Source organism: Idiomarina sp. PL1-037, assembly GCF_034422975.1.
Taxonomy (GTDB): domain Bacteria; phylum Pseudomonadota; class Gammaproteobacteria; order Enterobacterales; family Alteromonadaceae; genus Idiomarina.
This window is the reverse complement of the sequence record NZ_CP139873.1, coordinates 1,801,214-1,814,002: the sequence shown is the minus strand read 5'-3', so window position 1 is coordinate 1,814,002 and position 12,789 is coordinate 1,801,214. Positions and strand designations below refer to the sequence as shown.

At 41.0% G+C, this 12,789-nt stretch carries 10 protein-coding genes and 1 other RNA gene; 3 read left to right on the top strand and 8 right to left on the bottom strand.

Annotation, left to right across the window (positions count from 1 at the left end; genetic code table 11):
• The first annotated feature begins 85 nt into the window (after window positions 1-85).
• Window positions 86-444, top strand: a transfer-messenger RNA (tmRNA) gene (ssrA, locus tag U0358_RS08470).
• A gap of 193 nt (window positions 445-637) precedes the next feature.
• Window positions 638-1,861, top strand: coding sequence for an integrase domain-containing protein (locus U0358_RS08465; protein WP_322406013.1), 1,224 nt, complete (start codon window positions 638-640; stop codon window positions 1,859-1,861).
• 166 nt (window positions 1,862-2,027) lie between these two features.
• Here the strand turns inward: U0358_RS08465 and U0358_RS08460 are convergent, their stop codons facing one another.
• The 4 genes from U0358_RS08460 to U0358_RS08445 all read right to left on the bottom strand — a co-directional run bounded on the left by U0358_RS08460 (window position 2,028) and on the right by U0358_RS08445 (window position 7,365).
• Window positions 2,028-3,338, bottom strand: coding sequence for an SIR2 family NAD-dependent protein deacylase (locus tag U0358_RS08460; protein ID WP_322406012.1), 1,311 nt, complete (start codon window positions 3,336-3,338; stop codon window positions 2,028-2,030).
• Window positions 3,339-3,439: 101 nt separating this feature from the next.
• The gene (locus U0358_RS08455) at window positions 3,440-5,536 is read right to left on the bottom strand and encodes a DEAD/DEAH box helicase (protein ID WP_322406011.1); all 2,097 of its coding nucleotides are present in this window, start codon (window positions 5,534-5,536) and stop codon (window positions 3,440-3,442) included.
• The gene (locus tag U0358_RS08450; RefSeq protein WP_322407468.1) at window positions 5,529-6,164 is read right to left on the bottom strand and encodes a HamA C-terminal domain-containing protein; all 636 of its coding nucleotides are present in this window, start codon (window positions 6,162-6,164) and stop codon (window positions 5,529-5,531) included. The genes U0358_RS08455 and U0358_RS08450 overlap by 8 nt, the downstream gene beginning before the upstream one ends.
• A gap of 385 nt (window positions 6,165-6,549) precedes the next feature.
• Window positions 6,550-7,365, bottom strand: a complete 816-nt coding sequence (locus U0358_RS08445) for a hypothetical protein (RefSeq protein ID WP_322406010.1) — start codon at window positions 7,363-7,365, stop codon at window positions 6,550-6,552.
• A gap of 274 nt (window positions 7,366-7,639) precedes the next feature.
• On the opposite strand from U0358_RS08445, the gene U0358_RS08440 reads away from it, so the two are divergent.
• A complete protein-coding gene (locus U0358_RS08440) occupies window positions 7,640-8,200 on the top strand; it encodes a tyrosine-type recombinase/integrase (RefSeq protein ID WP_322406009.1) in 561 nt (186 codons plus the stop codon).
• A gap of 37 nt (window positions 8,201-8,237) precedes the next feature.
• On the opposite strand, the gene U0358_RS08435 is transcribed toward U0358_RS08440, so the two are convergent.
• The 4 genes from U0358_RS08435 to U0358_RS08420 form a co-directional block, all read right to left on the bottom strand.
• Window positions 8,238-9,041: a DUF3037 domain-containing protein gene (locus U0358_RS08435; protein WP_322406008.1), complete on the bottom strand. Its 804-nt coding sequence runs from the start codon at window positions 9,039-9,041 to the stop codon at window positions 8,238-8,240.
• The gene (locus tag U0358_RS08430; protein ID WP_322406007.1) at window positions 9,041-9,745 is read right to left on the bottom strand and encodes a HipA family kinase; all 705 of its coding nucleotides are present in this window, start codon (window positions 9,743-9,745) and stop codon (window positions 9,041-9,043) included. Before U0358_RS08430 ends, U0358_RS08435 begins: the two co-directional genes overlap by 1 nt.
• A gap of 103 nt (window positions 9,746-9,848) precedes the next feature.
• On the bottom strand, window positions 9,849-10,853 hold the full coding sequence (locus U0358_RS08425; protein ID WP_322406006.1) for a YecA family protein: 1,005 nt from the start codon (window positions 10,851-10,853) through the stop codon (window positions 9,849-9,851).
• A 427-nt stretch (window positions 10,854-11,280) separates the two neighbouring features.
• On the bottom strand, window positions 11,281-12,789 hold the full coding sequence (locus U0358_RS08420) for a phospholipase D family protein (RefSeq protein ID WP_322406005.1): 1,509 nt from the start codon (window positions 12,787-12,789) through the stop codon (window positions 11,281-11,283).

The following is a 12,789-nucleotide window of genomic DNA, read 5'->3' as shown; positions in this document are numbered from 1 at the left end:
TAATAAATAACCGCTTAGGTGCGGAACTTATAGCACTTAAGCGGTGTCTGAGTTATAGTACACAAGTTACGTAAGTAATAGCTTTGGGGCTGATCTGGATTCGACGGGATACACGAAACCCAAGGTGCATGCCGAGGTGAGGCAGGCCTCGTAAAAAGCCTCAACCTAATAGTTGCAAACGACGACAACTACGCTCTAGCGGCTTAATAACCCGCTAAGCCCATCCCCCGGCGCTTTGTCTGCGAGACCGGACCAGGATGGCTCAACCTAATGTAGACTCGCGTGGATGCTTTGTCCGGAGCTGAAGCGTTAAAACCAATCGGACTCGTCAGTTGTGAAGCCTGTCAGTCGGCGTCACACTGATTAACTAAATGACTGACTAAGCATGTAGGACCGAGGATGTAGGTATTGCGGACGCGGGTTCAACTCCCGCCAGCTCCACCAATTCCATAAAAGGGGATGTCTCACGACATCCCCTTTTTTCTTTCTATTTCACGGAAAATAAGGCTTTCAGAGGCATTTCTCCTCCCAATTCTTCCCAAGAAAATTGCTAGCAGCCTGAGTTTTTAGTATTCCAATTTGTATTCCAAGCGATTTGGGATACACTCTTTGGAATACAACGAAGGGAGATCTGCTTATGGCGCGCTCTACTATTGGGCTCACGGATACAGCCGTCAGACAACTCAAACCAAAAGACAAGGACTACGTTAAGTCCGATGGGAAGGGCTTGCAGCTGCGAGTGAGAGTCAATGGCTCTAAGCTTTGGAACTTCAATTACATTCACCCTATTACCAAAAAACGCGTGAACATGGGGTTGGGTAGTTATCCCGATGTGAGCCTTAAAAAAGCTCGTGAGTTTACAGAAGCTGCTAGAAGTCAAGTTGCTGAAGGAGTAGACCCTAAGCTCGCCAGAGAGGAAGAAAAGGCGGCACAACGCTATTCAGAGAACGCGACTTTGATAAAAGTCGCTGAAGAGTGGTTCGAGATTAAAAAGAGCGAGGTCACTGCTGACTACGCCGACGATATTTGGCGGTCGTTAGAGCTACATGTATTTAACCGTTTAGGTGAAACGCCGGTTAGCCAGATTAGCGCTCAAACGATAATTGACGTGCTACGACCGGTTGAGAAAACAGGGCGGTTGGAAACCGTTAAGCGTGTGATTCAACGATTAAGCGAGATAATGAATTACGCTGTCATTAAGAACTTAATCACCGGAAATCCAATCGTTGCAATTAAATCTGCGTTTAAAAAGCCTAAAAAGCAGCATTTACCGACAATTACAGCAAAAGAGCTTCCTGACTTCTTAAAAAAGCTCCACGAAACAAATGTTACGTATATTACTCGCCAGGTTATTAAGTGGCAGTTGCTAACAATGACAAGGCCATCTGAGGCTGCTGGCGCTAGATGGAGCGAGATCCAATGGCTTGATGATGGACAAGTGAATTGGGTTATCCCGGCTGAACGGATGAAAAAGCGTCGCCAGCACACCGTCCCTCTGTGTGAACAGGCATTGAAGGTGCTGGAGGACATGAAGAGCGTAAGCGAGCAGTACGAACATATATTTATCTCACTGCGAAAGCCACAAACGTCCATTAACAGCCAAACCGCCAATATGGCGTTAAGACGCATGGGTTACCAAGATAAACTCGTTAGCCACGGTTTACGGGCCTTAGCGAGCACCATTATGAACGAAGAGGGCAAAGATCCCGATTTGATCGAGTCAGCGCTGGCGCATGGAGACCCTAACCAAGTACGTAGTGCTTATAACCGCGCGGATTACCTCGAGCGTCGCCGTGAACTGATGCAGTGGTGGGGGGATTATTTGGATCGGGCTTTTAGGGAGGGATTGCAGACGCTCTAAGCTTTTTTGAATTATAGCCTCTAAATTGCGGAGGCCGAATGAGGTCTTTTCTTTAAGATATTGTTTTATAAATATTTTAATACGGTTTACAGGATTTTTTGTAACTTTAAGTGTTACTACATTCCTAAAGTCTTAATAGAATTAATTTTGTCAGAGATCACAGGTGTTAAGTATCTACGCTGTTCACTACCTCCAGTGCATCAACCGAATCGGTACTGTCTTTTATATATTGTTTGATGAGGCTTCTATTAGGAGCAATTACCTGCGGCCAACGGTTTTTCCATACTTTATAGGCATGCCAAGAGTAGCCGATATAGTATTCATTTCTCATAGTGGTCATAGAATGAAGTACTGTCTCTAAGAATTGCTCTTTTATTGGGGTCTCCTCGATTTCCGTAATCGAGGCTAAGTATGCTAGCCAGCCAGCTAAGTGCTCATATTGCTCCCACGCATTTGGCTCCTGAGTATGTTTCCTTTTTGCCTCAATAATATCGCCAATCATAGTAACAACCTGCTCATCCTTGAGACTTAAGCCTTTTGCAGATAAAGACGACATTATTCTGTAGAATGAATCATCTAGCTTTAAAAATTTCTCTGTAAACTTGGAACCTTCGTAAACAACTCGATGTAAGCTTTGCAGTGATCTATCAACAATTTTTTCAGCATTAGGTATTTGCTCATTCAAGCGCGAAAAGAAATTTTCTACCTCTAGTTTGTCAAGAACTCTTATTCCATAGCAGTGAGAGTAATAATCCTTCACATGTTGGTCCACTGAAGATCTAGATATGAGGAAAATATTTGAACTAATAACATGGCTTTTAGAAAAGCCTTTATAGTCGCTAATGATCGCTTTTAGATTAGTATCCCCGAGTGAATAGCCAAGTATTACCACCGTGTTTTCATGTAATACTGTACTTAGCTTCCGCGAAAAATATGAATCACTGTTAATAAATCTGAAATAGTCCTCAGAGGTGACGATCATATCGTCTGGAGAATCTGTGGAGCCATGAACGTGGTAGACCTTTACATTAGAAGAAGCCCTCGGTATCGGACGCCCTGGAGTAATCGATTGACATTTATTTTCTGCTGCCAGTTCTTCAGATAGCTTATCATAGTTTGTGGTTATGACCCTGAATTTTCGATTTGAAAAGAAGCTACTAGCTTGTCCTATATCACCCTTCAGTTCTAAGTTACGTATAACTTTAGCGATTTCCTCGTGGATATTGAAACCTTCAGCAGAAAGCTTTATCGAAATTACTTGAGCTGCCTCTTCTAAACTAAGTTGTGATGGCTCGTTTGCGGGAAATATTGATGCTTTAAACTCGTCTGGATTAGGTAGTTTTTCGCATAACCCTTCTAGTAACTCCTGCCAGCTAGGAGCATCGTTATCAGATACCGATTTAGAAAAACCAGTGCCTGTAAAAAGGCATAGTCTATTATTTGCAGCTGCATAAGCTATTTCGAAAAACTCACTCATTTCGATGTCCTTGTTTTCAACTCTTCATAGCAATAGTAAAACGAATTTCTCTGGTTACACGTTTTTGAAGAACTAGGTTTTTAAAGTGAAATTTATTAGTATTATTTTCTAACCATAATTCCCTCAAAAAAGTGGTTGATTATGTATTTATCGAATGAGTCTAAACTATCTGAACAGGTTAATATTTTTTCTACACCTGCTCTTCTAAAATCATCTAAGATGTCATGGATAGGTTTCTCTTCATCCTTTAAGTCAATATAACCGCTTTCATGAATCTTTTTGGATATCATTCTCGGTAACCCATACTCTTCTAGCTTATATATGTTAGGAGGTAAAAAGGCGTAACCTACTTTTGCGATAAAAGGGGAGATGTCGACGTTATTAGTTGGAAACAATTCCATTTGAATGATATTTATTTCGTTTAATAGTGTAGATAATTTAAATGTTGCTTTCCTTTCTAAATCAAAAAAGTCATCGATGCCAATATCAAATTTAGAAAGCTCATCTAAAAGATTTGGGAAGCTGTGATTCCAGTTGTTGGAAATACACTTAATAAATTCGACAAACTTAGTATAAGGCGCGCCAATATAACCTGGAACTGTTTCCAGCGCCTTATATAACGACCATCCCCAGTTTTCAGGATTGTTTGAGTTAAGAAAGCCTAAGGATTTATAGTTTTCGGGGTTGTCGGACAGCGCACGAGATACTTTTAGGATTATCGACGAGTCAAAATCTCCAAAAGACTCATCACTCTGTAGCTTTTTAAAAGACTCTTCGCCCAGCATTTCGGTCATTTCTTCCTTATAGGCTATAATCTTTGCTATTTGATCAGCTGTTAGTTGTTGAGAGTACTCAGTTTCATCTACACTACTGGCTAAATCTTGATTAAATTCAAGTTCTAATTCACTTTCTTCTTCTTTTGGCGGGGGTTCAAGTAGATAAACATTTCCAATAAAATGTCGAAACATTCTGCCACCTCGACCTATAATGTTTTTATAGGTGAAATCTCTTAGTTTTGCGTTACCATTTTTATTTCTCCAAATAATAACATTTTCAGCAGAGGTGTTTACGCCTTCAATAATTGAAGAGGTAGATATGAGTCTGTTTATTCCGTCATCTTCTTCAAATAACTTCACTTGCAGTTGACTAAGAGATCTATGTAGCCTGCCGTTATGAACACCACACCCTCTTTTAACTAAGTTTGTTAAAGTCCAATTTCGTTCGTAGTTTTTGCTTAGCCAGTTCGAAAAATCAACAAGTAACTGGCTCTCTTTTACAGCCGACGAATCTATAATAAGGTTAGCGACTTCGTTTATTCCAGAGTAAGTTCCAGCATATATTAGAGTTTTTCCATTTTTATATTTTAGTATCTCTAATAACTCATCACTTTTACTATGTTCTTGTCCATCAATATTCAGGTATTTGTTGTGCTTTTCTAAAAAAACAGTATTAAAATCAAGTTCCAAAAACTCCATGCCATCAGTGAATATACTTTGCTTTAGCTGTTTTATGTTAGGTGCTAAAAAGTATCTTTGTTTTGATATTTTACTTAGTTTAAGTATAGCCCTTAAAAGCGATGTCGAACGCTCTTTATCATGCTCTTTGCTGGCTTTATAAAATTCGTCGACAATCAAAATATCGATTTCACTAATTTCGCTTAGATAACTTGCAGCTCGCTCTTGTGGGAAAATTAGGATATTTCTGTCTGCTAGCTCAACATCTGTGGTTGTTATAATCTTATAAATATCCCCAAATTTTCTCTGTAATCTTCTACGAGTTTCGTCGGTCAGGGCTATTGTTGGAACTATGATTACAACATTCTTTGGTTTTTGTATGGAAATAAAAGAGTCAATGACAAAACTCTTTCCGAAGCTTGTAGGTGCGCTCACTGCTATATCGTTCTTTTGTAACAGTTTTTTCAAAAGTAAAGATTGGTCTCGATGAAGAGCTGCTTCACCATCGCCAACATCAACCTTAAATGACTCATGTACGAATCTTTCTTGCCATGAGGCCTTGTCTAGATTGATATATGGATAGAGTCCAACGCTCCTAATAAAGTGATTAAGTGGTTCAGGGAATTCTTGTTTGTTTGTTTCTAGTTCAGCTAAAATCTTTATAACTTTGTTTCTAGCATCTTGCATAGACCCGGTCAGTATGGAATCGTTTATTTCATGCATTTTCTCAAAAATATCATTCATCTTTCGCCGCCTCTTTGTAGTGTTTAACGTTTGCAACGAATTTTTCTACTATCGCTGATTTCTTTGGAACTGGAAACAAAATTAAGTGGAATGATATTTCTTCATAAAGATGGATCGAGTTAAGTTTTTCTAGCTGCTTTTTGAAATAGACTGTTGCTCTATCGAAATGAAAATCTTTGACGCTTTCTCGGTAAGAGTCTGATAAGAAGCTATTTTTACGCGTTATTTCGCACTCGTGTAGAAGTAGAATAGGTATGTGGAGTTTAGGCTTTAAACTATCAATTGACTCTTTTTGAGATAATGCGGACTTAATATCTTCCCTGAGTCTCTGGTTCTTAACGAGATAGTCGATGTCGTTAACATTAGTTACTATTGCATTTTCTCGTTTTAATTTTTCGGTTGATAGCGAATTTCCTACGGATTCGATAATATCGGCTAAACGGGCATTGCTAATATCATTGAAAAACTTAGCTTCGCCAAACCATATAGTGAACTCGTCTTTATCGTTTAAAACGATATGCACACTATCAGCTCCTTTTGCGTTGTCCTGAGCATTTTGTTTATAAAAAATCTTTGGAACAACCGGTAAGGCTTTGTAATGATGTTTCATTAATCCATATAAAACTATTTCCGCTAACTCGCTTCCTTTCCCAATGTCACCGTCGGTTAGTCTTAAACTTTGTGCGGCGCTAACGAGACTGGTTTATTAAACTTTCTCGCTCTAGATATGAAAGAGTTGTCTCAGCAATATTGTCCCATACGAAATTGTGGAATTTACTGTAGCGCCACTTTCCATCTTCATAGTCATTCATAATAGATAGAACAGACTTTCTTTCTATAGGGCTAAGAGTATCATCTTGACTAATATTAAAGAACTGGTCGTCGACTAAAACTTCAAAATTCATATCACATCCCTGTTTACAATATTATTTTTAAACCAATATTATAATTTAATTTAAAGAATGCCTTTAATGGCTAATCAAAAGCTGATTTTTCAGACTTAATGAAACATCTTAGTAAGTTTTCGTAGTCTTGATAGCATAACTGTAGTCTTCTGGATACCTATCAAATACTTCTTTCCAGTTTACTTCAGGAGCTACTGATGTTACGTCATTTCCCGATGATAAGAGACGTTCGGTTAAACGGGGGTAGTGTTGGCGGTACATATCCCATGCAGCTGCGTACTTTTCTCGAATCGACTCTGAGTACTCACTATTCATTGAACCTATGTACATGCTGTTTACGTGATGTATCTCCGGCAGTATGAACCATTTGGAGTCGGTGCACTCTATTACGTCTGCTGGTATTGGAAAGCCTCCCTTCCCGTACATCTCAACCTCATCTAGGGCTTGAGTAATGTATACAAAATTATAATTTTTATTAAATTCACGGTATTTAAATATACTGCTGTAATGAGAAATACGCTTGTCTATAAATAAACCAATGGCTTTTAACTCTTTTTCCGAGTTATACGCATCAACTAGCGCATTGCCGTAGAAGCATGGGACATCGTTTAACTCATAGTGAGTAAAATCGCCATATGTAATTACAGCACGAAAGAAAACATTTCTGCCCATAAGTCTATGCATTAGGTCTTTGACGAACTCACACATGAACATGATGAGGTATTTGGAATCTTCTGGTGTGTCTCCTCCGTTTACGTTGTAAACCACTACTGTGTCTGAAAAAACGACAACTTTAAATGCATCATGAGAATGTGCGTTTAAGCTGGTGATTACTTCGTATAGGTCGTCAATTTTTTCACTTCCTTGCCTGACGAGCTGAGAAAAACCGAGAATGTCTAAATAAAGAAAGAATCTTTCGTTCATAGGCACCTTTAAATACTAACACCGCATTTCTCGTGCAGTTTAGGAAAGCTAGAAAAACTAGCGAATAAGTTCTCACATCGTAAAAATAGCTCGAGCTGACGCCTCGAATTTTGAGATATATATTATCCCGTATAATGTAGTCCTATAGCGATTTAAGCTTGTTCCCAAAATGCAATAACGGGAACACGCAAACCCACTAAAAACGGGCTATTTCCCCCTTTATACCCTCTTAAGTACTCAAAATCACGTTTTACAGCAAAAAAGGAACTCGATCATGGCCGAAGTACAAGCGGTTAAAGATCTGGATACCGTAAAGCTGATTAGCTACCTTCTCAAACGAACTTATGGTCAGCAGATTGCGGACGTTTGGGATGTGGGCTTGAACCTGGCATTACGGATCTCAGATTTACTATCCATAAAGTTTGAAAACATACACGATGAGCGTCTGGCTCTGGTTGAAGGGAAGACGTCGAAACAAGCAACCATTAAACTGAACGACAAAGCACGGTCGATTATTGCTCGCATTAAAGAAGAGCATCCAGACCATATTTACCTATTTCAATCTTATCGAAACCAATGGTCTAAAGGTTTAGACGAGGCCCCGATTAGCCGCCGTTACGTTTCGCGGGCGTTCGCGGCGATAGGGGAGGAGGTTGGCATTAAACTGGGTACTCACTCAATGCGGAAGACCCGCGGCTACCACCTTTATAAGAACACTAACGACATTGCCAGGGTAATGAAAATGCTGCGCCATAGCTCTGAGGCTGTGACGCTGCGCTATATTGGCATTACTCAAGAGGATGTTGATAGGGACTTTGCTGAACTCGAGCTATAGGGGCTACAAGCCCCTATTTTTTGATCCGGGCTTTGAATTATGCGTTATTAGCAAAACTCAAAATTTCTGGAGAATCATTGGCATTCGCGACAATTATCTCTCTTTGAGAAGCGATGTTAACGGCTTCAAAGTACGCTTCTTCAAACCCTTTGTCTGTTGGCTTTTCTACTGCCAGCATCATGTTGTGAGGCAACACTATCTGTTCATGTTGTAGGCGTGTGAGTCTATCTATCCACTGAGCTGCATGCTCGTAGGCTGCTAATGGCGTTTTTCGTTCAAACGCAAGAGGCCGAATTACTTTTGTACTGTTAGCACTTTTTTTAACGAATGGCAGCTTGAATTCACCGAGCTTTGTTTCGAGCACTTGAGCCTTAAAGTCTTTTACATTTTCACGTTTCAACAGTTGACGAATGTTTTGTTCTATTATGCTCTCGCGATACTTTTCGCTAAGGAAGCTTCTTTCGACATAATGCTCGTACAAGTCGATGAGCTTATCGTCAATGTTATTAACTACTGCAGTGCTAACTCCCCCAAAAGAGATCACACCTTCTCGGTGCCGGGTCAGCTCCTGAAATAACGCAGCGGTAGCTTTTCCTGGCTTGTCTATGGCGAATTCTTTCAGGCGATTAAGTTCTGCCTCTAAAAGTTGTAATGCGCTGCCGAACAACTTGCCATCGAGGTCTTCAAAGAATTGATTAACACGACCAAAACGCTTACGTGCAAGTTTAAACTTAATTTTACCGGTATCGGGCGCACAAACGACCACACCAACATTAGCAAACTCTTGGGTTTCAGCGAACGGCATAAAACGCACAGTGGCATACATGCATAACGTATTCATTATATCCGCTCCCAGAAGTTGTCATGGTTTATTAGACCTAATGTTAACCGAATCTGCTCCATAAAGTCATCTGTTAGATCCCACTCATCTGGTACCCGCGAGAATATTTCATCAAGCTGTCGAAGACAGTTACTCGCGCGATCTTGATAAAGTTGTCGCGATAATAAATCCCGCTGTTGTATCCAGGCGTCTCTACCGAGGTGATCTTTAGTAAAGTCGTAAAATTCGAAGCTATCATCAAATGCCAAGTTATGATCTAAAGCCCAAAAGCGCTGCTCGGCAGGTTGATAGAATACATTTGGGTTGCCGCCCTTCATTGACAAAGTACGATCGCCGTTACGGACCCAAAGATCGAATATAAATAAGTTTGCAGCTACTTCCTGTCCAAAGTTCATCATTAGTTGATAGTTGACCTCTTGAAGACCATCGATAAATTCGGAAGCAAACGCATCACCTTCGCCGAGAGAGTCTTGTGCCTCCTCGTTGTATTTGATGACCGTTGAGTCGATGTAAGCAACTTTGAAATTTGGTAACGGCAAGCCAAAACGTTTGGCTAGGTGTGCACAAACGTATTCAGAGATTAGCTGCTTGTTGGTTGTTCGCTGTCCTTTGACAACGTATTTTTTGCCATCATCGGCGACACATAAAAAGGGCCGAGTGCTGCCTTGCTCTAAGGGCCTGATAATTTCTTTTATCTCAATCATGTGTGGCTTCTGATCCTTACGCTCACCAAGGTTCTCAGATTATCGACTATCTCAACAAATCACAAACTTACTTTACCGGTAGGCGGTTAACGACAATCTAATTTTATTCAATGCTGACGTTAAATGTCTCGTGCATTGACCGTAAGCAGGTCACTTGGGGAGCAACCCTTTTACCATCAATAACGCGCCTAGGGTCAACCATGACAAATCCAAAGAATTGCAGAAAACGCTTAATAAACCTTGATTCGATGAGGAGCGAAAGCTTATCTTTCTCAGAGAAAAATTCTTCTCCAGCGAGCGCAGTAAGCAAATCAGGGAATGCCTGAATCATCTCATCTACCAATCGTTCGTGAGACTCATGATGCTGAAGTCGCCAAACCATGAATAGCCAGAACTGCTGTAGCGGAATTTCATCTTCCCAAAGGTCAAAGTAACCCCAGTTGTATTTGTAAACGGCTGTTTCTAGCATGATGGGGAAAAACGATTCCAGGCCAGATTGCTGGTATTGGCGTTTAGCCCAGGCAGAGACGTGGAACTTATTACTTTTTAGCTTAAAAATCCCCGCTATTTCAGTAAGAACACGGGAGTAATGTAGTGCGTTAAACTTGTCTTCATTGGCACCCGCAAATTCACTAATGCTGATGGCCCGCTCGAATGGAGCAACCGCAAACTCGGGTAAAAATGCGCTCGCTTCTTTCACAAGCGCCGCCGGGAGGTTACCCTTGGCGGTCGCCTTAATCTGCCCACCGTTAGCTAATGCGGTCTCCAGCATTAGTTCCAAATAACGCATGACCGGACTGGTGCTTAAATCAGAGGGTGTATTTATTGTGATGCCGTCTAACTCGGAAAAAAGGGCATAGAGCCAGTTATTAACTTGCCCTGGGGTCAGACCGCAGAAGTCTTGGTGAGGCGTGTTATTAATTTTATTAGATTGGTGCTCGGCGATAACATTCAGCTCGTCCATTGAAAGATCAGGATTCATTGCTAACATCTGCTCGATGCTATCAACAAAGTCAGCATGCTGCTTACCAACAGAACTCATGCAACAACGCTTATATTTTTTGCCGCTACCGCACGGGCAGGGTTCATTGCGACCGATTTTTGCCATTAATCGACACCTTATTTAAATTTATTCAGCCTATCCATTAAAAATCCGCCCAGCCATCGGGTTCTACCCCGTTTCTACGGACGGTTTAAAACGGTTGTAAACATCTTGCTAAGTTGGATCCCGACTTTGTATTCGCGATACTTTTTAAAGATATTCCAAAGTGAAGTGATGAATACTGTAGAGATAAAAAAAATAGTGACCCACAGGTTTATTTCAGCATCAGAGGCGAATAGTAATGCAGTATAAGTAATGGGAACAAAAACAAAAATAATAACCATCCACGCTATACCTAGATACTTTAATATTCTATTTAGCATTTTTATGACCTATAGCATTCCAACAAAAAAACTCCGAGTAATATGACCATGGTTCGTGCATAAAGTGATTAAGAAAAAATGGCGCTTCACCGAGTAAGCCAACTCACTTTTCAAAGCAACCAATCAATGGGTAACAACGAAAAAAATCCGGCCGAAAACCTTTGAAACCAGGTTGTTCCTGGCTCTGTATCGTATCGGCGATGATGGCTGCCGTTTTGCTCAAGCCAGTATAGCGAACCGGATGGAGCTAAGCGCACTTCATAGGCGCTGTAAGGGACTTCTTCGATAAAGACATCTGCCATCGTTGATGCTATTTCGGGGCTCTCAATAACAAAGCCTAGCTCAGTATTGAGCCTTGCTGAGCGAGGGTCAAAGTTAAATGAGCCAACAAAAACACGTTGTCCGTCAACGGCAAATGTTTTTGCATGAAGGCTGCTTGCTGAACTGGAGAAACTTGTTTCGACAGATTCATAGATAGTGGTATCGGTGCCAACAGTACCTGGGCGCATCTCAAATAAGCGTATATCAGCTTCTAAGAGACGTTTCCTCCACTTTGCGTATCCCGAGTGCACAACGGCAACATCGGTAGCGGCAAAGGAATTTGTTAACACACTAATACTCACTCCGTTTTCTGCAATGCTCTCTAGCGCTTTCACTCCTGACAGGGTTGGTACGAAATAGGGAGAAACCAGTAATAATTGCTTTTTAGGTTGACCAATTATCTTCCGGAGTGCGTGAACGATGAGTTGATCCGGCTCCGCTTTACCTAAGGCTTTAAGCGGGCTATCACTCACTATTTGAGTTTCAGCCCAAATAATTGAATCGTTATCCAATAATTCACTGAGATTGGATGGTTGATCAATATTAGTTTGATGAATAAATAAAGGGGAGTCTGATGGCGTCGTTGATTGAGAAATAAGTTCATAGGGGTAAGCTGAGTCACTGTTCCAAAAAGCGTCAAAATCGCTGGATACTTTCGCAACTACATCTCCTATCGCAAGAACATCCAGATCAGCAAAAAGAATACCATCAGAGCGGTAAAAATAGTCATCACCTATGTTTCTTCCCCCGACTATCGTAGCTTGATTGTCCACAGTAAGAGACTTGTTGTGCATGCGTCTGTTTGCTCGTGGGAAGTCCGTTATAAACCCTAGTACTCGAGAGCTTCTGGGGAGAAATGGGTTAAATAATCGCACTTCTATACTAGGATGACCGTTTAGCCTTTGTAAGGACTCGTCAATATCCCGGGAGTGAAGATCGTCCAATAACAACCTAACCTTTACACCACGATTAGCAGCTTGGAAAATGGCTTTAGTTAAACGTTGTCCAGACTTATCGTCACGCCAGATATAATATTGAATGTCCAGTGCAACTTGTGCATTGTTGATTAATATCAGCCTGGCATCTAAGGACGGCTCTGCTTCGGCTAAAGGTATTATACCGGTACTTTCGGGGGAGTTTCGAAGTACCGGAGATAAGAACTGACCAAGCCGAGTGCTTTGAGTTTTTGAAACTGACACAGAGTAGCTTGGCGTTCGCTGTTCTAAGTCGGGAAGACTGCTGCAGGCGATACAGCTAGAACAAATAATGACCGTTAAAACGATATGGTGTAAGCGCAT